This window comes from Opitutaceae bacterium (genome assembly GCA_015075305.1).
Taxonomy (GTDB): domain Bacteria; phylum Verrucomicrobiota; class Verrucomicrobiia; order Opitutales; family Opitutaceae; genus UBA6669.
Map to the genome: position 1 here is coordinate 381,703 of JABTUS010000002.1, position 25,302 is coordinate 407,004.

The window sequence follows — 25,302 nt, forward strand, 5'->3', positions numbered from 1 at the left end:
CCGGATCCAGGGATGCCAGCCGGTTCAAAAGAACGTGTAGTACTTGCCCTCCGCCAGCCGCTTGAGCAGCAGCGCCAGTTCCAACGCGTGGTAGTCGCCCCACATTGAAGACTCGCCGCACGGCACCTTCCGGCCCTTCGGAACGTAGTCCCAGCCATTCGGACGATGATAGACGCTGTGCAGCAGCAGTCCCTGATGCTTCGGATTCACCGACAGGTAGGGCTCGTCGAAAAGCGTGTCGGCCACGGTCAGACCGGCCTGCAGGTAGCGGCGACCGGCAGCCTTCTCGCCATTGCCGCCGAGCCAGAGGCCAAGGCGAATGAACCCCTGCGCCGCAATCGCCGCAGCTGAACTGTCGACGGGCTCGTGCTCATTGAAGGGATCAGCGGGACGAGCCGCAAAGTTGCCGAGCCGGTGGGTGTTCAACGCCGAACTGTCCCAGTAGGGCACGCCGTCACTCGCCGAGTAGCCGTCAATGTAGTAATCCGAGCTGGCGCGCGCGGTTTCCAGAAAGACATTCGTCACAGCCCGCCGGCCGCCCATCGCATCCAGCGAGGTGCCGGGAACGGTGTCGAGAAACTCAAGCTGTTCGGCAAAACCGCAGATGATCCACGCCGCGCCGCGCGTCCAGGTTGTGAACGGGGAATAACCCTGCTGGCTCGACGGACAGCGGTACTGGCCGTCGTTGCGGTTGAAGATGGACTCGTGCGCCACACGGCCCCGGATGTCATAGCTGTCCCTCCCCCGGCCAAAGAACACATTGAATCTCGCGGTAGTCGCCGCGTGCTCGATCGCCCGATGCAGCAGGTTGATCGGCTTGTCGCCCTCCCCCATCAGCGCATGCCCCAGTTGGTGGGCGACCACGAGCGATCGCATGGAGCGGATCGTATCGGCAAAAAGCGACTGCGGTCCGTTGAAGGAGTAGATGTAGCCGCTCGGGGCGACACCCGCGCCGCCAACCGGCGACCAGGGGGCCTTGTAGCTCGTGGGTACATGGCGTGCGGCCTGCACGGCGCCGGAAACCTTCAGGGCCAGCTCGCAGAAATTCAATTCGTCACGATTCTCGGGGATGCGACCTTCGAGCTGCAGTCGGCGCAGGTTCCCATAGGTCGAGACATTGTTGAATCCATGGTCGTGCACACCGACGTGGGATACATGGGACGCCATGAGCTTGACCGTCTTTTCCCGGCCCAGCTTGAGGAAACTCTCGTCGCCCGTGGCGTCGTACTGCAGAAACGCCATGCCGAACTGGAAGCCCTGCGTCCACTCCGTCCATCCGCGCGACGTGTATCCGCCCTTGACCGTGAAAACGGGCGTGCCCTTGGCGGGATCCCAGGTTGCATCGATCGACCGGATCTTTTTTCCGGCGAGGTCGAAGACGCGCGCGACCTTTCGCTGCAATGACCGGGGTGTAAGCTTCAGATTGATTTTCATGGGCGTGGGAGATTGAGCCACAACGCTGCAACCTGCCCTCGCGCGAAACAAGGTCGAAACCGCTTGAGGACGGATTAGTGCTGATTCCTGGCGGCTTTGTCGCGGTGGCTCCCTTTCCGCACCCGACCGGGAGAGCGCGGTTGCATGGGCTGCATGCCTGGGGGTTTTGCGGCGCCGGATCATTTTCTCCGTGCGCTCCCGTTGCGGTTCACTACGGTTTGCGGCGATGTCACTCGCCGATCTCAGAAGGGATTACAGTCTGGCCGGGCTGTCAGAACAGGATCTCGCCAAGGATCCCTTCCGACAATTTGACGCGTGGTTCCAGGAGGCTGAGGCGGCGCGCATTCCCGAGCCGAACGCCACCGTGCTGGCGACGTCGACCCGTGACGGCCGCCCTTCAACACGCACTGTCCTGCTCAAGGGAATCGACGGGCGGGGGTTCGTATTTTTCTCCAACTACGAGAGCCGCAAGGGCCGCGAGCTCGAGGCCAATCCATTTGCCTCGCTAACATTTCCCTGGATCGCGATGGAGCGACAGGTGATTGTCGAGGGCGCGATCGTCAGGGTGAGTCGGGAGGAGAGCGCCGCCTACTTCCATTCGCGTCCTCGGGCCAGTCAGCTCGGAGCCTGGGTTTCCCATCAGAGCAGCGTTGTTCCAAACAGGGAGACGTTGGAATCAAGCATGAAGGCGCTCGAGGAAAAGTACGCTGGTGCGGAAGTTCCCCTGCCGCCCTACTGGGGCGGATACCGCCTGCTGCCGGATTCGGTTGAATTCTGGCAGGGGCGCCGCAGCCGGCTGCACGACCGCCTGCGCTATCGCCGCGAAAAGGCGGGCGGGGACTGGATCGTCGAGCGGCTGTCACCATGAAGCTGCCCGCGAGCGAAAGCCAAGCGCTCCACGCAGAAAACAGGAATGACGCCGCCTCGCGGCGTTCAAGGCCGACGCCGGCATCCCCGCGCCGAAAACGCGCATCAGCCTCCTCCCGCCCAGCCGCCAGGCGCCCACCGCCCACGCTCCTGGCGACCGCGCTCCAGGCGCTGCCCGAAGGCGTGCTGATCGCTCCGGCACGCTGGCGCCGCTCCGGACTTCCGATCGCGTTCGCCAACGCGCGCATTTGCTCAATGACGGGATATTCCGAGGCGGAGCTGACGACGCGCACGCATGACTTCCTTCACGTCGACAAGGCCGAGCTCGTCCGGCAGCGCCGGTGGTTTCGCTCCGCACGCCCCGGAAGCACGTATTCAGCGGAGGGATACCTGACACGCCGCGACGGCTCCACGCTCTTTGCCGCATGGCTGCTGAGCCCCCTCTGCAACCGGCGTGGCCGGGTCACGCATGTCGTCGCAAGCTACCGGGACGTCACCGAAAAACGCCGCCTTGAGGAGGCGCTCGGACACGCGCAGCGCATCGACACCGTCAGCCGGCTCGCGGGGGGCGTCGCACACGACTTCAACAATCTGCTGTCGGTGATAAACGGCTATTCCGAGATCCTTGCGGATCGTTTCACCGACGACGAACACACCCGGAGGACCATCTCGGAGATTCATTCGGCGGGACAGAAAGCCGCAAAGCTCACGCGGCAGCTGCTCGCGTTCAGTCGGCGCCAGACTCTCGAGCCGCAGGTGATCAGCCTCAACGATGTCATCCAGGCGAACAGCGATCTTTTCGGACGGCTGCTGCGCCCGTATCACCAGCTCAATCTGTCGCTTTCACCTGACACCCGGAACGTGCGCGTGGATCCCACCGCCATCCAGCAGGTGCTGCTCAACCTGACGCTGAACGCCCGGGATGCGCTTTCGCCGGGAGGCCAGGTCACGATCAGCACGTCCAGAAGGCCCATGAAGACGGGTCTGACCACCAGGCGCGTCGACATTCCCCCCGGCCACTACACGCTGCTGTCCGTGAGCGACAGCGGGAACGGCATGGACGAGGAGGTCCAGGCGCATCTCTTCGAGCCGTTCTTCACGACCAAGCCCCAGGGTGAGGGCACGGGGCTCGGTCTTGCCCTGGTCTACGGTGTGGTGCAGCAGAACAAGGGGCACATAGCGGTCCACAGCGCGCCGGGAATCGGCACCACGTTCGACATCTATCTGCCGGAGGTCAATGAACCGGCGGGCCCGCGGCCGGCGGTGCTGTCGACACTTCCAACGACGGGCGGGAGGGAGTCGGTCCTGATCGTCGAAGGCGACAATGTGCTTAGAAAGATGATCGCGGGCATACTGACATCGGAGGGATATGTCGTCATCGACTCCGCAACAGCCAACGAAATCCTGCCCGTCGGCGCAGCGCGCGAGCCTGCCACTGAGCTCGTCATCCTGGACAGCCGGCTGCCCGGAGCCGAGGCGCTCGTGCGCCGGCTGGCGGCCGCAAATTCCGCGCTTCGCCTGCTGGCCACGGGTGATCACGATCCGCCGACTCCCCTGTCATGGGTTGACCAGACCGCGCAGGCCCACCTGGTCAAACCCTTTACGTTGAGCACGCTTCTGAAGGTGATCCGGGCGCTGCTTGACCGCGAGCTCGGCAGCGTGGCCGCGGTGCAGGTGGAAACGGAACCCTTTCTCTGATCGATCCCGCCTGTCATGCTCTACCTGATCCGACACGCGCATGCCGTCCCGGCATCGGAGGATCCGCTTCGCCCCCTCAGCCTCGCAGGCGTTCAGGAATGCGCATTGCTGGTGCGTTTTTTTGCCGAAAATCACCAGCTTCTTCCAACTCAGATCTGGCACAGCCCCCATGCACGCTCGCGCGAAACGGCAGACCGTCTCGCCGCAGGGTTGAATCAGGATTCCGCGCGCGTTGAGATCCCGGGGATTCTCGGCGATGATGATCCCAGGGTGCTCTTGGCACGCGTCAACGATCTGCCGCCCGGATCTGAAATCGCAGTGGTCGGACACGACCCCCACCTGACCCGCCTTGCGTCACTGCTGATCCGCGGCCGGTCGAAACCCGCGCTCATGGATCTCAAGAAGGGGTCGGTGCTTGCTCTTGAAAAGACTGAAACACGTCACAAGAAGTCGGGACAACCCCGCTGGATGGTCTGCTGGTACATGACACCAGGACTGTTGAAAGTCCCGCAAGGCGCAGCGACCCCGCCCAAGGCAAAACCGGCGGCCTGATCCCCTGTTTCAGCCCCGCTTCAGCCTTTGCAGGCGCTCACCCGCGGTCCGTCGCGAAGTGGAGGGCATGGTGCGCGAGCTTCTCCGATTGCAGCGCGGTCGCGAGCCGCAAAATCGCTTTGCGCCGCATGGGGCGGTTTCGTCTCGTATGAGTGTGCCGCCCTCATTCCACCTCCTGCCCTCCCGCCTCGGCGGCGCTGCGGAAAACATGGCGATCGATTTTCTCCTGCTCCAGCGATACCCGGACTCATCCCAGGCCCGCTTTCGACACTATGGCTGGCACCGTCCGGCCCGCACATTCGGTTACAGCCAGAAGTTCGCCTTCATCCGCGACCAACTCGCGTCAGATTCCGCTCCCACGGAAATCTGCCGGCGCTTCACAGGCGGCGGCCTCGTCGACCATCGCGAAGACTGGACCTACGCGCTGGTGATCCCCCGGGGACACCCCATCGAGGCGGGACGGGCCGTAGATTGCTACCGCGACGTGCACGAGGCGCTTGCAGCGGCGATGAGAGAACTCGGACAGCCCGCGGAAACCAAAAAGCCAGGCGAATCATCCGCCCCGTCCTCCGGGCAGGCAGCCGCCGGCGTCTGCTTCAGTCAGGCGGAATACCACGACGTCATTGTCCCCGGTTCCGGCGTCAAGATCGCCGGCGCAGCGCAAAAACGAAACAAACACGGCTTGATCCTCCAAGGCTCGATCTGGCGCCCGTCAGCAGGCAAGATCCGGAACTGGGAGGATTTCCTCGCCGGCTTCGTCGAAAGACTTGGGCGGTTGGTTCAGGCCGCGCCTGAGGAGACGCCATGGCCCGACTTCAACGACAATGAAGTCGAGCAGTTGACCGCGACCTACACCTCGGACGAATGGAATCAGCAGCGCTGATGTCCACAATGGAAGGCTCTGCGTTTCATCGCAGCGCTTTCCAGGTCCGCGTAATGCAGGCCGTTACTTTTTGGCGCTCAACACCGCCGGCACGCTCTTGATGTACTTGTAGAGCGCTGTCAGTTCGAGATCAGTCATCTGTCCGAACGCCGCAGGCATGACCGGACTCAAGGGATGCCCGTCGGGAAGGGTTCTCGACCGAAGCACATGCATGAAGTCGGCGGGGGATGCCTGTGCCATGAACAGACCTGGCGCCGGCGTGAGATTGGGGGCGAGCGGCCAGTCGGGCGGAGCTCCGGGGATTTTTCCCCCAGCCAGGTTGGTGCCATGGCATCCCGTGCAGCTTGCGCTGAGATACCTGCCGTACTCCGCGGTCGCCTCCGCCGCCACGGCCACCGGACGTTTGGCATCGTGGTCGATGCGGGCGGCGTCGATCTTCATTTCACCCAAGGCAATCAGCACCTTCATCAGCGGACCCGGTTTCACCGGACCACTCGCCCGATCGACCGCCGGTAGCGTCTTCAGAAATGCAATCAGTGCGCCAAGGTCCTCATCGCTGAGCACGCTGTATTCAAACGACGGCATCAGGAGGAGCGGGCGTCCATTGCCCGCGACGCCATGCCGGATGGCTCGCACGTAGTCCAAGTCGCCGAAATTGGTGGGAAGCCCGCCCTTGCCACGCGTCAGGTTGGGACCGGAAAGATGCCCAACCACCGAATCATTGATGACCACTGCGCCGGCGAAATCCTTGCCATGGCAGTCCGTGCAGCCGCGCGTGTTCGCCAGGTGACGCCCTCGCTCGACTGTTGCGGCATCATTGCGCACCACGACGGAGGGCACGGTCAGCGTGTAGGTGCGCGTGAGGCGCGTATGGGCGACAGTGAACGCAACAAGCACGGCCAAACCCGCCAATACAATCAATGCAGCAACTCCGAGGAGGAGGGTCCGGACAATTTTTCCGGAGGAGGAACGCGGGATTTTCATGGAAAAGAGAATCGCCACCACAGGCCACTGGATGGCCGATGGGAGCCCGCACGCTGCCTGGCATGACATTACCTTTCAATGATTTATTTCATTTGGCTGAATCCTGCGAAAAGCCGGTGGCATCCGGCGTGCCGTGAATTCAGACGAGCCTGGATGCCGCCTGGCGATGTCCGCACGCCTGCCGACACTTGCGCGATTGCTCCGATGCGCTCATGTTGGCCGCCTGCCCACGCCTTGCAAAACCCCTCCCGGAGCGCCATGAAGTTTCTCCTCCCCATCGTCACCGCCGCATCGGCTCTGATAGCCGCGCCACACGCACTCGCAGCCGCTGCCGACACACAGGCCATCACGCGCAACTGGATGCCGCCGGAGCTGGCCAGACTCGAGATCGGAGCGCCCGCTCCCGATTTCAACCTCCCCGGCATCGATGGCCGCAATCATTCACTGAAGGAGTTCGCAGGAGCGGACGTGCTCATGGTGCTCTTCACCTCCAATCACTGCCCGACATCACATGGCATCGAGCAGCGCCTGATGAAGCTCTGGAACGATTTTCGGCATCAGGGCTTCGCACTCGTGGCCATCAATCCCAACCATCCCGACGGACTGAGCCTCGATGAACTGGGCTACGGTGAATTTGGCGATTCATTCCCGGAGATGAAACCCTACGCGGAAAAGAATGGCTGGGATTTTCCCTACCTCTATGACGGCGACCGCCAGCTCACTGCACGCGCCTATGGATGCCTGGCAACTCCGCATGTCTTCATTTTCGACAAGGACCGGAAGCTCCGCTACCAGGGTCGCTTTGACGACTCGCGCTACTCCCAGGAGGAAACGGTGAAGTCCCCCGACGCGCGCAATGCCGTCGTCGCCCTGCTGGCGGGAAAAGAGGTGCCGGTTGCGGTCACCAAGCCGCACGGCTGCTCCACAAAGTGGCGCGAGCGAAAACCCGCGCATGCGGCCCACGAGCAGAACTGGAGGAGCCTGCCCGTGACACTCGCCGATATTGATGCCAACGGAGTCCGCGCGCTTCTTGCAGACGCAACCACGAACTTTCGTCTCGTGAATGTCTGGGCGACCTGGTGCGCGCCTTGCGTTGAGGAGTTTCCGGATCTGGTCCAGCTTGCGCGTCGCCTGGATCTGCGGGAATTCGAATTCCTGACAATCAGCCTTGACGACGAAAAATCGGCCGCTCGCGCAAAGCTTTTCCTGGAAAAGCAGGGAGCCGGCACATCGCAAAGGACAGCGAGATCCCTGAAGAAGGAGGGACGTCTCACCAACAACTATCGTTTTGCGGGGGCGAGCCAGGATTCCCTCGCTGCAGCCTTGGATCCTGAATGGCCAGGACCGGTTCCCCACACCGTGCTTGTCGCACCGGGCGGCAGGATTGTCTGGCGGCACAACGGACCGATCGAGCCGAAAGGCGCCCTGGCTGCGATTCTGGAAGCCATGACCCCGTACTATCAGCCGCCGCAAAGCACCAAGGCGCCCGGCGTGGCGACCGTTCCCTGAACGCCCGCCAGCGCCGCGCACTGGAATCCGCCGGTGCGCCTGATTCAAGCGCCTCGCGGCTCAGGAAGCGATCCGAGGCCTCAATTGCTGCGCCGACGGCAGTACGCAGCGGTATTGCTGCAGCTTCAACTGCCCCAGAATCTCCGTCACGGCTTTGACACGCACATCCGGATGCAAGCGCTCGCCCTCATGAACAAGGATGATCGCACCGGGTTTCACCCGAGACATGACGCGCCTTGCAACGGAAGCAGCCGAACGCGCCGTTGAATCCCAGCTTCGCAGCGACCAGTGGACGCAGGTGAGGCCGCGCTTCCGAAGCTCGCGGCCGAGAAGGAGGTTCTTGATTCCGACCGGCGCCCTGAACCAGAGCACCGGACCGCCACGATTGATCGTTGCCGCTGCATACGCCTCCAGAGCCTTGTCGAGCTCACGCGCCAGCCTGCGCGGACCGGCGAACCACAGTGTTCCCGACGGATGCGTGTGGGTGTGATGACCCACATCATGGCCGGCATCCAGAATCGAACGCACCAAGTCCGGATGCTGCGCGGCCTTTTCACCGACGAGGAAGAATGTGGCCCGGGCCTGATGCTCGGCGAGTACCGCCAGAATGCGCGGTGTGTCATGGGGGTCGGGGCCATCGTCAATTGTCAGCCAGACTTCGCGCTCACGCGTCTCGAACGAGGTGACAACGCGCAACAATCCCTGGGCACCCGGAACCAGGACCTGGTAGAGAACAAGCATGTCCGCGCCGAGGAAGAAAAACCATGCCAAGCCCGGCAGGCCCGCCGCGAGCCAGCACCAGGCCGCAGCTCCCTTGCCAGCTCCGTAGGAAAAGATAATCCAGCGTGCCATTCTTGCATCTTCCCTGGCAGCGGCCGCCCTATTCGCAATCGCGAAGCGGGCCGGAGCCAGGCGTCCAGCAGCCGTCCGCACCATGCCGCACGATCACGAACCTGCGCCACGCGGCCCGATGGAGCAGCGCGACCGCGATCCCCAGAGCAGCCCCGCCCACCGCATCCCACAGGACATGCTGCTTCGTTCCCATCGTGGAAACCGCAATCGCCAGGGCCCAGACGGCGTTCAGCCAGCGCATGACCATCGATGCATTCATTCGCTTCAGCATGTTTTCGAGCCAGAACGCGCTGAAGCATGCGAATGCGACGTGAAGGGATGGACAGGCGTTCCCCGAGGCATCCACGGTCTTGAGCACGCGCATCGGTCCCACCCAGTCAGCGCCGGGATCGATCGCCGGCACGATCGTCGGCCAGAAGAAAAAAAAGGCCAGCCCAACCGCGCTCAACACCACGGCGCCCGCTCCGTACACCGCCAGTTCACGTCTGTCCGTCAGCAGGAAAGGTGGAAGCGTCACGTAAACCCACAGCGAGACATAGGGAGCCATCCACCAGGGACTGAACGCGATCCAGCGGTCAACGAACGTGAGTGGCATCACCGTAACCGGAAACAAGGGATGGCGCAGGACGTGAAAGTACGCGGTGAAAAAGAGCGTGAAGCCAACCGTCGCACCCACGAGCTTGTAGGGCCACAGCCTCGAGAACCGCCCCAGGGCCGTTTCCCTGGACTGCTCGAAAGCTGGCGCTGGACGGGACTCCACCATTGGCGGCATGTTCACAGCAAGTCCCAGCCTTCCATTGCTCGCGAGTACAATGTGATGGCGCGCCCAATCATCGCATTCTTGCCGCACATTGCATTGTCGTTTCTCAATTCGTCAGTCATTGCAGAACACCATGATCTTCCGAACCGCCGCAATAGTTGCAGGATACTACTTCACCCTGCTGATGTTCGGTCTGTTTGGAGCGGTCATCACACTCGTTTCGCTGATCTCGGAGATATTCCCGTCCACGCCTCGCACGGAGCGCGCATTTCAGCGGTTGATCCACCGCCAGTTCGCCCTGTTCACCTGGTGGACCGGCATATCCGGTCTTTTCAAGGTCCGCCATCACGGCTTCGAGCACATTCCCAATGATCCGAAACGAGGCCTCGTGGTGGTCGCCAACCATCCGAGCCTCGTTGACATCACGGTTCTCCTGTCGCGCATCCCCGAGGCGCTCTGCGTCTTCAAACCCGCGATCCGGCGGAATCCCATTCTCGGCTCGGGAGCGCGTCGCGCGGGCTATCTGGCCAGCGATGGCGGACACGAGATCCTGCGGACCGCGGCTGAAAAGGTCGCCGCCGGCAACCGGCTGATCGTCTTCCCCGAGGGCACACGCACTCCCCCGGGCACCCACCTGCTTCCCTTCAAACCCGGATTCGTCATCGTCGCCCGCCGCGCGCAGGTCCCCATCCAGCTTGTCCGCATCACGCTCAGCAGACCGGTTCTCTCGAAGGATCACACCTGGTGGAAGGTTCAGCCACTGCCCGCGAGGGCGGACATCGTGGCCGGGCCGCTGATTTCCGTGGCGCCTGAGGCAGACACGGCAAGCGTTTGCGAGCAGATCGAACGTTGGTTCAGGTCCGGCCAGATGCCCGATCCCCGTGCTGGTGCCAGGCGTTCCGCGGAGGCCGCTTTCCAGCAATAGCGGCGGGCGCTCACAACCTTCGCTTCGGCATGCCCCCTGGCCCAACCCACCTGATCCTGCTGCCTTCCTACAATTCTGGAACCAGGCTGACAGCGGTGGTGCGCGAAGTCCTGCCGCTCGGCTGGCCCACGCTCGTGGTGATCGATGGAAGCACCGATGGCAGCGAGCGCGAGGTGCTGGCGTTGGCCGGCTTTCATGAAAACCTGTCGGTGATTTGCCGTCCAACCAATCAAGGCAAGGGAGCCGCCGTGCTCGAAGGAGCCCGCGTCGCGCTGGATCGCGGATTCACCCACGCTCTCGTCATGGATTCTGATGGCCAGCATCCGGCCGGGAGCATCGCCACCTTCATGGAGGTTTCCATGCGGAATCCCGAAGCTTTGATTGTCGGCGAGCCGATATTCCCCGACAACATCCCGCGGGAACGCCTGCACGGACGAAAACTCAGCAATGGCCTCGTCTGGGTGGAACTGCTCGGCCGGGGAATCAATGATGTCCTGTTCGGCTTCCGGGTGTATCCGCTGGCACCGCTCCTCGCGGCGCTGAAGGACCGCAGCGGCGGGCGTCGCTACGACTTCGAAACCGAAGCGGCCGTCCGGCTCGCCTGGGCCGGCATCATGCCGGTTAATGTGCGCGCCCCGGTGCGATACCTTTCCCGCGAGGAAGGCGGCATTTCCCATTTCCACTACGTCCGCGACAATGCTCGACTGCTGATCATGCACGTCAAACTGCTCGCCGAGCTTCTTCTGTTCCGCTGGCCCGCACTCCTGCGGCATCGTCGCGCATGGAAGGGTCACCCGGCATGGCCGCGTCTTCATCGCGAAGGCCCATGAAACTGCTCCGAGGAAAATGGGGGCCCGGAACAGCCCTGCTCGCTTTCTGCATTCTGTGCGGCGTGTGGCTGGCGCGGCTGGATTATCGCAGGAGCATCACGACCGACGTGCTGGACCTGGTTCCCGACTCGGGTGCCTCACAGTCACCGGAGCTTGCACTCGTGCGCTCCCTCGCCAGCCAGGCGGAGATCCGGACCATGCTTTTCGAAATCACGATGCCGGACGGCGGTGATGTGCCGGCGGATGCGGGAAGGGAATTCGCCGCGGCGTTGCTCAAGGATCCTGCGTTCGCCCAGGCATTTTCCATGGGCGACACCTCCTCCCGCGACGCACTGGGGAAGGAGCTGTTCGAGCAGCGCTTTTCATTGCTCCTGCCATTCTGGCTCGAAAGTCATCGGGCGGAATACAACGCACAAGGCCGGCCCGGAGGGAATTTTTCGGCATGGCTTGCGGAAAAAAGCGCAGCCGATCTGTCGCGATTTCTCGCCAAGCCGCAGGCCCTCGCATTCCAGGACCTGATTCCATCCGATCCCCTCCTCCTGCTGCCGGGCGCGATCGATCGCCTGCAGGACGGTCTGGCTTATGCGCAGTCCGAATCGTCGCCGTCCCACGCGCTCGTCTGGGCGCAACTGGCTGAATCGCCGTTGAGCGAGGCCGGCCAGGGACCTGCATTTGACGCCATTGCGCGGGCGACCGACGGGGTCCGGAAGCTGCGTCCGGGCCTGAAGGTCGCCTTCACCGGTGTCAACCGATTCGCAGCGGCGAGCCGCCGGGTGATCGAACGCGAGGTGACCCTTCTCAACACACTCTCCCTCGCCGCGGTCCTGATCGTCGCCTTCACCTTCATCCGTTCCCCGCTTCGCGGGTTGCACCTGATCCCCGTCGTCGCGCTCTCAATACTCGGGGCCTGGGTGGCGGTGACGCTGGCCTTCGCCCGCGTGCACATCCTCGTGTTCGTGGTCGGCTCGCTGCTGACCGGTGTGGCCATCGACTACGGTTTCTACCTCTACATGCAGCCCGCCGCGTATCCAGGCGAGGACTACTGGTCAAAGGTGCGCCGCCTGCTCAAGCCGCTGCTCGCGAGCTGCGTCACGACCGTGGCCGGTTTCGCGCTTCTGCTGCTTTCGGATTTCCCCTTCATCCGACAGCTCGGCGTGTTCGTCGGCGGCGGACTCTTGAGCGCGCTGGGCGTGGCGATCCTCTATTTCGCGATCGTGAAGAACCCATTCCTGGAATCTCGAAGCTTCGGCGGCGGCCAGGCCCTCGCACCGCGCACGCGCCGCCGGCTTCGGCATTTCGTCCTCGCGCTCTGGGTCGGCGCACTGCCCGGACTGGCCTTCCTGACCTGGCGCGATGACATCCGCGATCTTGATATTCCGTCCGATGCCTTGAAACGCGAGGATGCGCGCATCCGCGGGCTCTTCGGCGACAAGGACGGGGAGCGCATGGTGTACCTCACGCATGGCGACACGCTCACCGCCGCACGCGCGTCACTCGAAAAACTGCAGTCGTGGTTGAACGTTGCGAGCGCCGGACGGGCGCGTGCGGTCAGCCTCGGCGCCGTGGTGCCCACCGCCGCCGCCTTCGAACGCGCGCAGGACTTCATTCACAACGAAAAGGAATTCCCGGCGGAGTTGAAGTCGGCGCTGGCGAAGGAGGGATTCGAAGAGGAGGGCTTCAACGCATTCTTTGCGGACTATGCCAGAATCATGCAGTCGCCGCCCGAGTCGTCCTTTCTCCCCGCCTTCACCCACCTGCGCGAAAAACTGGTCGGGCCGCTTGGTCTGCTCGTCAATATGACCCCGACATCGAGTTGGTTCGTCACGCTGGTTGAACACGCCCCCTCAGCCGCTCCTCCCGAGGAGGCGTCAACAATCAGCACCGGTCAGCTTCAAACGCTGAATCGCGTCTTCGCCGACTACCGGGCCTCCACGCTTCGACTGAGCCTCATCGGCCTTGGCATCGTCGGTCTCGGCGTATTCCTGACGTACGGGTTCCGCGACGGGCTTCGCATCTTCGCGATTCCCTGCGGCGCCTGTCTCGGAGTCTTTGGTCTCTTCGGGTGGATCGGACACCCGCTCAATCTGTTTCACCTGCTCGGCGCCTTCCTGGGCGTGTGTCTCACGCACAACTATTCCATCTTTTCCGCAACGTCAGCCTACGAGCACAAGTCAGTCCCGGTTTCCGTGCGCGTCTCCGCGCTGACGACTGCTGCATCCTTCGGCGTACTTGCGATCAGCAGCATCCCCGTCGTGCGCGCATTGGGAACAACCGTCGCCAGCATGGTGATCACCGCGCTCGTGGTGATCGAACTCGAGCACCTCTCCGGCCTCGGCAAACGCGCATGAATCCGTCCCTTCCCGCCTGCTGGTTGGAAACAGTCCGTCTCCACGGACGAAAGGTCGCTCTGATCGAAGCCTCCACCGGAACGCGCTGCACGTTTCAGCAGTTGAACGACCGCGCGGATGCCTGGGCGCGGGATCACGGGGCATCAATTCCTCCCGGCCTGGAAGGTCGAAGTGTCGCTTTCTCCGTCCCCAACGGCATTCGCTGGTTTGAACTCATGCTGGGCCTGCTGAAACTCGGCGCAATTCCCGTGCCGCTCGATGCCGCGGAGCCGGTCGACAGTCAGAAAAACCTGGTGAAACTGCTGCGCTCGGTCGCGCGATGGGAAAACGATCGACTCGTCCCAGTGCAACACGGTAGTGGCGGCGCGAAACGGCACCGAACAACCCGGCCCTGCCTTATCAAGCTCACCTCCGGCTCAACCGGCAGCCCCCGCCCGCTTCTTTTCAGCCACGACGAAATGATCGCCGATGCGAGGCAGGTGATGTCGTCCATGGGCATCACTTCGGAAGACCGGAATCATGCGCTGATTCCGTTCGGCCATTCCTACGGTCTCGGCAACCTCACGCTCCCGCTCATGATCGCCGGCGTATCCGTCGTCTGCGGAACCTCGCCCTTTCCGCATGCGATCGCCGCCGACCTCAGGCAGTGGAAGTCGACCGTTTTCCCCGCGGTGCCCGCCATTCTCCGCGCCCTGGCCGGCGCCGACGGCATCCGCCTTGGCAGACTTCGCCTCATCATCTCGGCAGGCGCGCCGCTTCCCGTCGAAACCGCCGGGGCCTTTCGCCAGCGTTACGGTCGGAGCATTCACAGCTTCTATGGATCGAGCGAAACCGGAGGCATCAGCTTTGACAGGGATGGACGTGCAACGCTCGAAGGATCCGTTGGCACGGCCATGGACGGCGTTACCCTCACACGGCTTGGCACCGACCGCCTCCGAGTCAGCAGTCCCGCGGTTTTCACAGCCGGCAATCGAAGAAAGCACAACCGGCACGGGGCCTGGGTCATGGCGGATCGAGTCCGGATCGGCGCCGACCGCACCATCCGCCTGCTTGGCCGGCGCGGCACCACCGTGAAGATCGCGGGCCGCCGAGTGGAACTCGCCGAAATCGCCGCCGCCATCAAGCGTCTGCCCGGCGTCGATGACGCCTGGGTAGCGGTCGGAGGCACGGACGAACAGGTCATCGGGGCAGCCGTCGCTTCAGGCCGCTCGTCATCGGAACTTCGGGATGCATTGGGCCGAATCCTGTCCGCCTGGAAAATTCCCAGGAAGTGGCTCGTGCTGCCAGCCCTGCCTCAAACCGAACGCGGGAAGCCGGACTCCCGCGCACTCAATTCCGCGCTCTTCGGTCCGGCCAGTCCCCGCTCCAGCTGATCGGCAAAGCGGAAACGGGCCTCCGTCTCCACGCACACACGCCAACTCAGCTACCCAAGGATCGTGGCTTCGATCTCGACCGAAAGATCCGACCGGCAAATGTCCGCGCGCAGGTACGACACGGCGTCGCCCGCACGCAGGAGTTGCGCTTCCAACACGCGCCTCACATCCCGCAGCTCGTCCGCATTCCTCAAATAAACCTTGAACGCGCGCCTCCCGGTGCGCCGGGCGGATGCACCGGACAACGGCGTCCCGCATTCGGCGGCGATGGACTCCAGATTCTCCAGCGTATAGCGAAGCTGCTCCCGCGTGTTGCCAGGCGCCATGGTCTCATGTCCGCGGATCGCAGCCGTTCCAGAAATGAACACGTCCGACGTCCCGCCGTGCTCGACAACCGTCGCGCGTGCAAAGCTGGGGGAGCGCGGACCGTAGTGCTTCGGATAGTCGTAGGCCGGAACCTGCAGAGGATTCTCGAAATGCCGCGTCGGTGAACGGGAGGCGGCAAAAACAACAGTCAGCGACATCGAATCCGTGCCCACCGCCGAACCGGAGGGCAGCGTCTTCCGGAAACCCGCGCCAAGCCTGTCCTCGAAGGCGAGCGAGCGCCCGCGGCAGAAGACCCGGTAATTTTCCATCGAGCCATCACCCACGGCGTTGATGGCAGGAACGTAGTTCCAGATCCGCGCGATATGAAAGCCCTGGCTTGCGGCCAGGATCTGGTCGTAGACCGCCCTGGTTTCCCGTTCGAGCGTCTCCGACCGCACCCCCACCGAAGCCACTCCGAGCAGCCACGCCCCCGTTTCAAACAGCTCAAGCAATCCCCTGCGCCCCCGGCTCACGGCCGGTCCAAAGAGCCGTTCAACCCGATCTCCCGCCAGTGCCGGAACGCCAATCCTAAGCGCGTTCGCTTCGTTGCCCGTCAGCGAAATGCCAAACGGCACGGCGGATTCTTTGGTGAACGGTGACATGAATGCGTAAGAAATACTTGGGATCCGGAAACTGTCGCACAAGCCAAGGCAGGGATGCCAGCCCCCAATCGAATCCCCGTAGCAGGCTTGACTTCAGGCCAGTGGTCTGACCTCTTACCACTTGTGCTACCTGCCTTGAACAAACGCGTTCCGGTTGTCGCCGGCATCTGCGAGCGGCTCGTGCTGCAATACCGGGAGACCGAATGGCTGCCGGCCGAGCGCGATCTTTCCCAGCAACTGGGCGTGAGCCGCCCCGCGTTGCGGGAGGCGATCCAGCGACTCGAAATCCAGGGTCTGCTGGAGGTGAAGCATGGCATCGGCGTCCGGGTGGTGGACAATCCAAACGCGCCGGTTCGGGCGACGTTGCTGCGCACGCTGCCGGACTTTGAACAGCGGCTGCAGCAGTTTGCGGAAGCCCGCGTGCTGATTGAGCCGGAGCTCGCCCGCCGCGCCGCGGCGCACATCACAACCGAGGGAAGGCGGCGGCTCCGGTCGCTCATGACGCAGATGGATGATGCGGGCGCGCAGGTCGACAGCGCCGTGCGCGCGGACCTGGAGTTTCACCGCGGCATCGCCGATCTCGCCGGCAACCGCGTGCTCGCCCTCATGACCGGCTCGATGGCCGAGCTGGAGGAGGAAACGCGGCGCACCACACTCACACGGGTCGGGGTCGCCGTCGCCCGGGCCCAGCACCAGCGCATCGCGGACGCCATCGCATCGGGCGTCGCTCCCGCCGCGCACGCCGCCATGCTGGCGCACGTCCAGGCCGCGCAACGTGAATCCCAGCGCCCCTCTCCTCCCCGCCGCCATGCAGACACCTGACTTCATCCCCGCCCTTCGCACCGCACTGCCCGCGCTGACCATCCTGACCGCGCGGGAGGATCTCCTTCCGTATGGTTTCGACGGCACCGCGACACTGAAGGGCTCGCCGGCCTGCGTGGTGTTTCCAAGAAGCGCGCAGGACGTGTCGGCAATCATCAATTTTGCCCGCGGACGCCGCATCCCCGTCGTGACACGCGGCAGCGGCACCGGCCTCTCCGGCGGCAGCGTGCCCGTCGCGGACTGCATCGTGCTCTGCCTCGTGGAGATGAACCGTATCCTGGAACTGGATACGAAGAACCTCACGCTCCTCGCCGAGCCGGGAGTCGTCACCCAGCGCATTTTCGACACCGCGGACGCCGCGGGACTTTTCTATCCGCCGGACCCGGGGTCCATGAAGATCAGCACGATCGGCGGCAATGTCGCGGAGAACGCCGGGGGCCTGCGCGGCCTCAAGTATGGCGTCACGCGCAACTACGTGATGGGGCTCGAGGTCGTTCTGCCGGACGGGTCGATCGTCTGGCTGGGAAACAAGTGCGTCAAGGACGTCGCCGGCTACAACCTGCGCGACCTGTTCATCGGCAGCGAGGGCACGCTCGGCGTGGTGACGCGCGTGCTGCTGCGGCTACTGCCGAAACCGGCCGCCCGGCAGACGCTGCTTGCGACCTACGCGTCGATGGACGCCGCAGCCGAAACCGTCTCGGCAATCATCGAGGAGAAGATCATCCCGTGCACGCTGGAATTCCTCGACCAGCGCACGATCCGCTGCGTCGAGGCGTTTGCCTCCGTGGGGCTTCCCGTCGAGGCGCAGGCCCTGCTGCTCATCGAGACCGACGGTCATCCGGATGCGGTCGCCGATGAGGCGCGGCGCATCGAGGCAATCTGCTCGCGGCACGGCGCGATGGCCGTGCGGCGCGCGGCGACGGCGGAGGAGGCGACGAGCCTCGCCACCGCGCGGCGGAGCGCCTTCTCCGCGCTCGCCCGCATGCGGCCGACCACGATCCTTGAGGATGCCACGGTTCCACGCAGCGAACTCGCCGCCATGATCCGTTTCATCAGCGCGGTCGCCGAAAAGCACCGCGTCACCGTCGCGACCTTCGGACATTTCGGCGACGGCAATCTCCATCCGACATTTCTCACCGACGAACGCGACACCGACGAGATGCACCGCGTGGAACTGGCGATGAAGGAGATCTTCGACCACACGTTCTCCCTCGGAGGCACCATCACCGGCGAACATGGTGTCGGCCTGGCCAAGAAGGCTTTCCTTCCAAAACAACTGGGCGAGGCCAGCCTTGCGCTTCTGAAGGCGATCAAACGCACGCTCGATCCGGACGGGATCATGAATCCGGGCAAGATATTCGATGTCGCCGACACAAAAGCAGCGCCCGCCACCGGTCATGACGCCTGATCCGCAGTCGAAACTGGTCAAGCTGGACTACTCGGTCCTGCAGCAGTGCATCCACTGCGGCATGTGCCTGCCGACCTGTCCGACCTACAATGAAACCGGACGCGAGCGGAACTCCCCGCGCGGACGGATCTCGCTCATGCGGGCGATCGCCGACGGGGAGCTCGAGGTGACTCCCTCATTCGGCGAGGAGATGTCGTACTGCCTCGGGTGCCTGGCCTGCGTGACCGCCTGTCCTGCCGGTGTCGACTATGCGACGCTCATCGAAACCTCGCGCGCCGAGGTCGAGCGCACCGGTGTGCTGCGCAAACCCACCCGCAGCCTGACCCGCTGGTTCTTCTTTCGACTCGTCTTCACCCGCCCGCGTCTGCTTCGCGCAATTGGCCGCGTGCTCCGCGTCTGGCAGCGCAGTGGCGCGCAGGCCTGGTGCAGGCGCATGGGCCTGATGCGACTGCTCCCCGGGCGGCTGCGCGAACTCGAGCCGCAGGCGCCTGTCATGTGCGCGAAGTTTTCCAACGCCCTGATCAAACCGGTCGAGCGCCCCGCCTCCGGTGAGGTGCGGCATCGGGTGCTCGTCCTCACCGGGTGCGTGCAGGATCTGGCTTTTTCGGATGTGAACCGTGCGACCGTTGACGTGCTGCTTGAGAACGGCTGCGAGGTGCTGACGCCACCTGTGCAGTTCTGCTGCGGATCGCTGCAGATGCACAATGGCGACGACGATACGGCTCGCCTGCTCGCCCGACGCCAGCTCGACGAGACGGACCTCACGCAGATCGACGCCATCATCAGCAACGCGGGCGGCTGCGGCTCCCACCTCCGACACTACGGCAAAATGCTGAAGGACGAGCCGCAGTACGCGCAGCGCGCAGCCGAGTGGTCGCGCAAGCTGAGGGACATTCACGAATGGCTTGTCGAAATCAACTACCGCAAGCCCAAGGTCGCTCCGGTGTCATTCGCCGGCAGCCCGGCGACTCCCCTGACCTACCAGGAGTCGTGTCACCTCTGCCACGGACAGAAGATCACGCGCCAGCCCCGCGAAATCCTGAAGTCGATCCCCGGCATCGCCTACAAGGAATGCGCCGAGGTGTCCTGGTGCTGTGGAGGCGCGGGAATCTACAGCGTCACTCAGCCGAAAACCTCGTCCTGGCTGCAGGATCGGAAGCTCGGACATCTGCGCGCCACCGGCGCCACTGTGGTCGCGACAGCCAATCCAGGCTGTCACCTCCAGATCCAAAACGGCCTCAACAACAAGCCCGCCCCGGCCGGCAATTCCCCCCCACCCCGCATCATCCACCCCATCGTCCTCCTCGCGGAGGCCTACGCGGCCGAAAAGAAAAATTGAACCAACAACAGCTCTAATCGGCGCCGGTGCAAAGCCGCACTCCTCGCATTGCCTGACGGCGACACCAGGCAGTTGGAGGGTGCCTATGCGGGATATTTTCGGCTTCGCGTCGGGTCGCTGCGGTTTGTTTATCGATGCAATGACAAAAGGCTCGAAGTGTTTTACGTCGAACAGCGGAGACTGATTTACGATTTGCTCGCCGCCCATATCAGACAGCTTTTCGAAGAGGAATAAGCGCAATCCAATCCGGATCGAACTTCACCTCCTCTGTCGCCGTTTGGTGGAGCTGGCCGTTGCCCTTCGCTTGGCTCCTTTTCATTCAAACCCAGTCCCCTCGCCATCGGTGACACTTTTGCACTGCATCGTTACGGCTTGGCCCGCCATGCCCGCAGCCGTCGGGCAAGCAACACGCCCGAAGCATCCGGCAAGCTGAGACCGTTGGCCTGGGCAAACACGGCCACCGCATCGATTTCCTGCGCGGTCGTGGCGTGCACTTGCAGCAACTTCGCATCGACGAAGGGCGAGACGCGCTGCTACTGGATCTCCTGCTTCATCTCGCGCGGCACGAAGTCGGTCGTGTGCGTCTCGATCTGGAGTTGGAACCAAAGGCCCGGCAGATCCCCCGCGGCGAGGTCGATCAGGATGCTGGCGTCTTTGACCGTGATGCGCATGGGGTTCAGCCGACCACCTGCTCCATCTCGCGCCGCACACGGCCTATCGGCTCAACCAGCAGGGCGGGCGATGACGGGGCGCCGGTTGACCAACCGGCAATCGGACGCTGCTGTAACCGACAATTGGACGCTCTTATAACAGGCAATTAGACGCTTGCCTAACAGGCAATTGGACGCCTAGCTAACCGGCAAATGGACGCCAAGCCTCTTCCCCGCGTCTTGGAGACCTCCGTGCGCGACGCGCTGGCGGACACCCCGGTCGTCTGCCTGCTCGGGCCGCGCCAGTGCGGCAAGACCACCCTCGTCCGCGCCCTTGCGCCGCGCTACGGCTACGTGACCTTCGACGATGCCGATGCGCTCGCTCTGGCCCGCTCGGACCCCAACGGGTTTCTCACCGCGCTGCCGGAGCGCGTGATCCTCGACGAAATCCAGCGCGTGCCCGAGTTGCTGCGGGCGATCAAGCTCTCGGTGGACCGAGAGCGCCGGCCGGGCCGGTTCCTCCTCACCGGCTCCGCGAATCTGCTCCTTCTCCCCAAGCTCGGCGATTCGCTGGCGGGCCGCATGTCGATTCTGGAAATGCATCCGCTCACGGCGGCCGAGCAGGAATGTGAGCCCGGAGGCTTTCTCGCGGGATGGCTCGCCGGAAAACTCAAACCTGCCATTGCCGCCGCGCCGCAGCCTCCGGACCCGCTGACGCTCGCCGTGCGTGTCGTTCGGGGAGGTTTCCCCGAACTGCTCACCCGCACGCCGGCCCGCGGGCGGGCCTGGCACCGCGACTACGTGCGGGCGCTGCTGGAGCGCGACGTGCAGGACGTGGCCCGGGTGAAGGAGCCGCATGATCTCTCGCGGCTGCTTTCCCTGCTGGCTCTGCGCACCGGCGAACTGGTCAATATTTCCACGCTGAGCAACGAACTCGATCTGCGGCGCGACACCGTCGAAAACCACCTCGCCGCCTGCGAACGTCTCTACCTCGTGCGCCGGCTCCAGCCCTGGCACCGCCACGAGTCGAAGCGGTTGATCAAAACGCCCAAGCTGCACTTCATCGACAGCGGGCTCGCCGCGACTTTGGGCGATCTCACGGCCGAGGATTGGCACGACCGCCGGGATCGCTTCGGACACTTGCTGGAAACCTTCGTCCTGCAACAACTCGTCGCCCAGGCGAGCTGGACCGATCCGGACCTGCGTTTCTGGCACTACCGCGACAAGGATCAGGTCGAGGTCGACTGCGTCATCACCCGGGGACGGCGCACGTGGGGGGTGGAAGTGAAGGCCTCCGCCACGCCCACGCAGGCGGACATCTCCGGGCTGCGCCGCCTCGCGGCGCAATGTGGCGGCGACTTTGTCGGTGGCGTGTTGATTCACGCGGGCGCGCACACGGTCACGCTCGACGATCCGCGCTTTCTGGCCGTACCCTTGGCGAAACTTTGGCAAATGTAGCCACGCCGTTCGCATTCACCGATTCAACCCGCCCATGCCGGAACAACCCCGCTCCGAACGAAAGACGCAGAACCGCGTCGTCGCCTTGTTCACCGGCCCGGCCCGACCGGATTGCCTTGGCTACCACTACCTCGGCGAATGGAGCAAGCGGGAGAAAAACCGCGGCATCGAGGTCGAATTTCTGCGCGCGAATCTGAAGGCGCGCGGCTATTCCGAGGCGCACATTTCCGCGGCCCTGCACAAGCTGATGGCCGCCGCTGACGCCACCGGCATCACGCTCTACCAGGCCAATCTGCGCACCTACCAACTGCTGCGCTATGGCGTGTCGGTGCAGACTGGCGCCGGTAAACCCAACGAACAGGTACATCTGGTGGATTGGGATCGCGCGGAGCGGAATGACTTCGCCATCGCCGAGGAAGTAACCTTGCGCGGCGGCTACGAACGGCGGCCCGATCTGGTGATTTACCTGAACGGCATCGCCATCTCCCGCAAGCCGGCCAACAGCGATGTGCGCTACAAGTTCGACACGTACACCAGGCACGTTCTCAAGAACAACCAGACGACCAAAGCCTACGAGGACGACCTCAAGCGGCGCTTCATCGAGGGAGGGAAAAAGCTCGATGCAGCCCGCGAGACCGCCCTGTTGCGTGCGGGTGACTTCGAACGGGCGGTCACGCCCGAGGCGATGAAGTTCCTACTGCGAGAGGGATTTCATCCGCAGCTCGGCGTCCAGCCCCTCCGTCAAACGGTCGAACGACAATTGCAGGACGCCGTGGTGCGAGGGCGTGGTAGAAACGGCAGGCGGCGAGGACGAGGTGGCGATATACTTCGCCCTGCGCATCCGGCGACGGGATGCGGCCATCAAGGAGGTCATTGAGCCGCTGTGCTTGGGTGTAGGGCACTAACTCTGGCGACAAAGCCCCCGCACGCGTCACTTTCAATAATTCGGGTTGAGATTCCCCGGCACTCGCCGCGGTCAGGACCCGGGCGCGGAAAGCGTGCCGACGGCGGGAGCGAACGTTTTGAGCGCAGAGGTGTTCATGGGGTGAGACGGAAAAAGACTTGGATGGCCGAGCGCAGGGCGGCCGGCCGGATCCCGCCGCCCAAGGTGTTTTTCAGTGAAGCGAGAATCGATGGCCAATCCGGTGAATCTTCCGGGAAAGAACGGAGAAAACGGTCGAGCTCGTCTGTAATGGACTTGGGTAATTCCGGCCCGGGTTGGCCGGGCAGAGTGCCGGCCAGGCGGAAAACATCGTTTCGATGCTTGGTGATATTCCTTGAATCAACCTCGAGCCCGGAGGCTTTGTCCCGGGTCAGGTTGTGCCAGGCCAGGGCCTTCAGGGGAATAAGCGCGGTCGCGGTGGCAAAGAGGAGCCCGTCGTGAACAGCGTGGTGTTGTTGGATCAACGCATAGTAGGCGTCATCCAGCAGCAGGGCCGACAAGCTGTGCTGATCTGTGTCGGCCGGCACGGGGATGACTTCCTGCCCTTCGCCCAGTTGGATGCCTTCAGGTTTGCGGCTGAAGAACTCCAGCATGAATGGAAACGCATCGTTCTTGGGCTTGGCGAAACGATAGAGCACCGGCACGCCCGCAGTTCGTTCGCGAATCTCGTAACCTCCGTCTGAGACGAAAGCCCGCAGCGCTTGGATGGCCGCCGGGGAGAGCACTTCGATGATCAGGACGATATCGAGATCCTTGGTGCCCCGGAATTCGAGCCCGGCGGCCCCGAACCACTCGTCGCAAGCGGCCCCGCCGATCAGGACAAAAGAGTCTTCAAATTCCTTGAAACGCTCCCGAAAAAGATCGAGGCCCCTTACCATTTGACTTCCTCGATGAGCCGATCCAACTGCTGCTGGACGCGTTCGTCCGCGGTGTCCCGCAGGCTCAGGTAAAGGGAAAGCACATCGACGGTCGGGGAGACTTGGTCGTGCAGCGTTTGCGGATCGTAAGACCAAACTTCAACCCGGGCCGTGGCAGTCTCCGCATCGCGGCATCCGACGCATTCGCCCTGTTCGAGGCAGTCCTGAAAGGCGGTATGGATCATCGCATAGGTGGGCAGCCGGCTGTCGGCGATCATGCTCCGCCGGCTCAAAGCGCTCACCCCGGCGAGCAAGGCGGACGGCTGGGGGCGATTCCAGTTGATCCAGCATTGCCGCTTAACCGGAGAAGCGAGGCGAGGCATGACCTGGTCCCAAAGCCCGCGCCCGGAGGTCGGGAAATCCAGAACGACGGAACGACCGCTGCGGACGACGCGGCAGACCTTGGCGGCCTCAAGCTCATCCTTCACCTTCGACATCATCATCGGGGAGTAACGGACTTTCTGCGCAATTTCCCGGAGGGGAATTCCGGTCAGCGGATGGCGCAGCAGGTGATAGAGCACGGTGCATTGCGCGGCCGGGCTAAGCATCTCACGGGGCTTGGGCGCGGTTTGGGGGAAGCGCTCCCGCAGATCGATCAGGCGATTGGGCAGGAAAGTCTGACTGCCGGGGACAATGAAGGGCAGGCCCATCTGCACCATGCGATTTCTGGCGTAGGAGGGCAGAATCGGCAGGACCAAGATAACCGGACCATGGAGTGCCTGGTGGAGGGTATCGGCGTGCTTCTGATATTCACCGGGGGACCCTGTTTCCCACCCCTTCGCTTCAAGGGCTAGGAACGATTTGCGTCCGAACAGAAGGGTGGAAAAAACCGCGTAACGCTCGCGCAAAAACAAAGGCAAAGAGGATGCTTCCTCGGCAACGAGATCGAGGCGATCACCGGTTAGGGGTTCCCAATAGTCGAACAAGCGTTCTTTCAGGGAGGACATTGGAGATACACTTAATGTGCACGATACACATATCAAGTTTATCGTGCCTACTCTATGCTATCATACTGTTTCATAGGCTTATGCGATTTTCGTTCCTGATCTCGGTGAGGGCGGCTTTCCGCCAAGCGGCCATCCACCGATCCAAGTCATTCTCGGTTGCGATGTAAGGCAGGTCGCAAACTACGCGCAGGGACGAGGCTGCGACATAGGTCGTCGCCGTCGCCGGATCATTTAGCTCACCGGAAAACTGGCCCTTCATGCGTCACCTGCTCAACACCTACGTGCAGGCCGACCCCGCGGCCGACATGGGCAACCTCAACTCGCTGTCGCTCACCGAACTGATTGTCGAAACCGGGATCCACGACGCGATTGCCCGGAAACTGAATGCGAAGGGTAAACTCTCGAAGAACGCCATCGCCGAGGGCATCATCAACAATGTCCGCAAAACCATCATCCGGGACCAACTCACCGATCCAAGGTTTTATGCGGAGATGTCGAGGCTGCTGGATGACCTCATCAAGCAAAGCCGTGCGGACGCCGCCGACTACGAGGCGTTTCTCAAGAAGGCTGAAGAGCTGGCGAGGCACCTGGCAAAAAAGGAGTCGGTCGCGGATGTGCCCGGTATGTTGCACGGCAAACCCGAGGCGATCGTGATTTTTGCCAATCTCCCCGACATTCTCGCCGGAGGGGAGTCTGCGCTTCATGACGACAACGCCATGGAGATTGAGAAGCGCGCGGCGCTGGCTCTTCTGATCGATCAAACGATGCACGAAAAGGCGCCCGCAGGATGAAAGGGCGATACAACGCGGGAGAAGCAGGTCCTCAACGCGCTTTT

The 25,302-nt window shown here is 63.3% G+C and carries 23 protein-coding genes; 15 read left to right on the forward strand and 8 right to left on the reverse strand.

Annotated features, from left to right (window positions below; genetic code table 11):
* Nucleotides 1–24: 24 nt before the first annotated feature.
* Nucleotides 25–1,434 carry a glycosyl hydrolase gene (locus HS122_06025; GenBank protein ID MBE7537950.1) on the reverse strand — a complete coding sequence of 470 codons (1,410 nt, stop codon included), beginning with the start codon at nt 1,432–1,434 and terminating at the stop codon, nt 25–27.
* A 226-nt stretch (nt 1,435–1,660) separates the two neighbouring features.
* Between HS122_06025 and pdxH the strand changes: the two genes are divergently transcribed.
* From pdxH to HS122_06045, 4 genes are all read left to right on the forward strand, one after another.
* Complete coding sequence (gene pdxH, locus HS122_06030; GenBank protein MBE7537951.1) at nt 1,661–2,302, forward strand: pyridoxamine 5'-phosphate oxidase; 642 nt, start codon at nt 1,661–1,663, stop codon at nt 2,300–2,302.
* Nucleotides 2,299–3,999: a PAS domain S-box protein gene (locus tag HS122_06035; GenBank protein MBE7537952.1), complete on the forward strand. Its 1,701-nt coding sequence runs from the start codon at nt 2,299–2,301 to the stop codon at nt 3,997–3,999. Before pdxH ends, HS122_06035 begins: the two co-directional genes overlap by 4 nt.
* A gap of 15 nt (nt 4,000–4,014) precedes the next feature.
* The gene (locus HS122_06040) at nt 4,015–4,551 is read left to right on the forward strand and encodes a hypothetical protein (GenBank protein ID MBE7537953.1); all 537 of its coding nucleotides are present in this window, start codon (nt 4,015–4,017) and stop codon (nt 4,549–4,551) included.
* A 148-nt stretch (nt 4,552–4,699) separates the two neighbouring features.
* Complete coding sequence (locus HS122_06045) at nt 4,700–5,434, forward strand: lipoate--protein ligase family protein (GenBank protein ID MBE7537954.1); 735 nt, start codon at nt 4,700–4,702, stop codon at nt 5,432–5,434.
* Between the two features lie 63 nt (nt 5,435–5,497).
* On the opposite strand, the gene HS122_06050 is transcribed toward HS122_06045, so the two are convergent.
* Nucleotides 5,498–6,418, reverse strand: a complete 921-nt coding sequence (locus HS122_06050; GenBank protein MBE7537955.1) for a cytochrome c — start codon at nt 6,416–6,418, stop codon at nt 5,498–5,500.
* Nucleotides 6,419–6,676: 258 nt separating this feature from the next.
* On the opposite strand from HS122_06050, the gene HS122_06055 reads away from it, so the two are divergent.
* A complete protein-coding gene (locus HS122_06055; GenBank protein MBE7537956.1) occupies nt 6,677–7,927 on the forward strand; it encodes a redoxin domain-containing protein in 1,251 nt (416 codons plus the stop codon).
* A gap of 60 nt (nt 7,928–7,987) precedes the next feature.
* Here the strand turns inward: HS122_06055 and HS122_06060 are convergent, their stop codons facing one another.
* Together HS122_06060 and HS122_06065 are read right to left on the reverse strand one after the other, a co-directional pair.
* A complete protein-coding gene (locus HS122_06060; GenBank protein ID MBE7537957.1) occupies nt 7,988–8,779 on the reverse strand; it encodes a polysaccharide deacetylase family protein in 792 nt (263 codons plus the stop codon).
* 28 nt (nt 8,780–8,807) lie between these two features.
* A complete protein-coding gene (locus HS122_06065) occupies nt 8,808–9,542 on the reverse strand; it encodes a phosphatase PAP2 family protein (protein ID MBE7537958.1) in 735 nt (244 codons plus the stop codon).
* A gap of 130 nt (nt 9,543–9,672) precedes the next feature.
* Between HS122_06065 and HS122_06070 the strand changes: the two genes are divergently transcribed.
* The 4 genes from HS122_06070 to HS122_06085 are packed head-to-tail and all read left to right on the forward strand — an operon-like array spanning nt 9,673 to nt 15,015.
* Complete coding sequence (locus tag HS122_06070; protein ID MBE7537959.1) at nt 9,673–10,464, forward strand: 1-acyl-sn-glycerol-3-phosphate acyltransferase; 792 nt, start codon at nt 9,673–9,675, stop codon at nt 10,462–10,464.
* Nucleotides 10,465–10,493: 29 nt separating this feature from the next.
* The gene (locus HS122_06075; GenBank protein ID MBE7537960.1) at nt 10,494–11,294 is read left to right on the forward strand and encodes a glycosyltransferase family 2 protein; all 801 of its coding nucleotides are present in this window, start codon (nt 10,494–10,496) and stop codon (nt 11,292–11,294) included.
* A complete protein-coding gene (locus HS122_06080; GenBank protein ID MBE7537961.1) occupies nt 11,291–13,642 on the forward strand; it encodes an MMPL family transporter in 2,352 nt (783 codons plus the stop codon). Before HS122_06075 ends, HS122_06080 begins: the two co-directional genes overlap by 4 nt.
* Nucleotides 13,639–15,015: an acyl--CoA ligase gene (locus HS122_06085; GenBank protein MBE7537962.1), complete on the forward strand. Its 1,377-nt coding sequence runs from the start codon at nt 13,639–13,641 to the stop codon at nt 15,013–15,015. The genes HS122_06080 and HS122_06085 overlap by 4 nt, the downstream gene beginning before the upstream one ends.
* A 50-nt stretch (nt 15,016–15,065) precedes the next feature.
* Here HS122_06085 and HS122_06090 read toward each other — a convergent pair whose 3' ends face one another.
* Nucleotides 15,066–15,983, reverse strand: coding sequence for a hypothetical protein (locus tag HS122_06090; protein MBE7537963.1), 918 nt, complete (start codon nt 15,981–15,983; stop codon nt 15,066–15,068).
* A gap of 123 nt (nt 15,984–16,106) precedes the next feature.
* Between HS122_06090 and HS122_06095 the strand changes: the two genes are divergently transcribed.
* Genes HS122_06095 through HS122_06105 form a run of 3 tightly spaced genes read left to right on the forward strand, consistent with a single transcriptional unit; the run spans nt 16,107 to nt 19,552 of the window.
* Nucleotides 16,107–16,805: a FadR family transcriptional regulator gene (locus HS122_06095; GenBank protein ID MBE7537964.1), complete on the forward strand. Its 699-nt coding sequence runs from the start codon at nt 16,107–16,109 to the stop codon at nt 16,803–16,805.
* Complete coding sequence (locus HS122_06100) at nt 16,792–18,213, forward strand: FAD-binding protein (protein ID MBE7537965.1); 1,422 nt, start codon at nt 16,792–16,794, stop codon at nt 18,211–18,213. Before HS122_06095 ends, HS122_06100 begins: the two co-directional genes overlap by 14 nt.
* Nucleotides 18,167–19,552 carry a 4Fe-4S dicluster domain-containing protein gene (locus HS122_06105; protein MBE7537966.1) on the forward strand — a complete coding sequence of 462 codons (1,386 nt, stop codon included), beginning with the start codon at nt 18,167–18,169 and terminating at the stop codon, nt 19,550–19,552. The genes HS122_06100 and HS122_06105 overlap by 47 nt, the downstream gene beginning before the upstream one ends.
* 533 nt (nt 19,553–20,085) lie before the next feature.
* Here HS122_06105 and HS122_06110 read toward each other — a convergent pair.
* A complete protein-coding gene (locus HS122_06110; GenBank protein ID MBE7537967.1) occupies nt 20,086–20,223 on the reverse strand; it encodes a hypothetical protein in 138 nt (45 codons plus the stop codon).
* Between the two features lie 192 nt (nt 20,224–20,415).
* Between HS122_06110 and HS122_06115 the strand changes: the two genes are divergently transcribed.
* Complete coding sequence (locus HS122_06115; protein MBE7537968.1) at nt 20,416–21,660, forward strand: ATP-binding protein; 1,245 nt, start codon at nt 20,416–20,418, stop codon at nt 21,658–21,660.
* A gap of 34 nt (nt 21,661–21,694) precedes the next feature.
* Nucleotides 21,695–22,537, forward strand: coding sequence for a hypothetical protein (locus HS122_06120; GenBank protein ID MBE7537969.1), 843 nt, complete (start codon nt 21,695–21,697; stop codon nt 22,535–22,537).
* 161 nt (nt 22,538–22,698) lie between these two features.
* Here the strand turns inward: HS122_06120 and HS122_06125 are convergent, their stop codons facing one another.
* Together HS122_06125 and HS122_06130 are read right to left on the reverse strand one after the other, a co-directional pair.
* Nucleotides 22,699–23,481 (reverse strand): nucleotidyl transferase AbiEii/AbiGii toxin family protein, encoded by a 783-nt coding sequence (locus HS122_06125; protein ID MBE7537970.1) that lies wholly within the window; start codon nt 23,479–23,481, stop codon nt 22,699–22,701.
* Nucleotides 23,475–24,467, reverse strand: a complete 993-nt coding sequence (locus tag HS122_06130) for a hypothetical protein (GenBank protein MBE7537971.1) — start codon at nt 24,465–24,467, stop codon at nt 23,475–23,477. Before HS122_06130 ends, HS122_06125 begins: the two co-directional genes overlap by 7 nt.
* Nucleotides 24,468–24,724: 257 nt before the next feature.
* Between HS122_06130 and HS122_06135 the strand changes: the two genes are divergently transcribed.
* The gene (locus HS122_06135) at nt 24,725–25,258 is read left to right on the forward strand and encodes a hypothetical protein (GenBank protein ID MBE7537972.1); all 534 of its coding nucleotides are present in this window, start codon (nt 24,725–24,727) and stop codon (nt 25,256–25,258) included.
* Nucleotides 25,259–25,302: the final 44 nt, after the last annotated feature.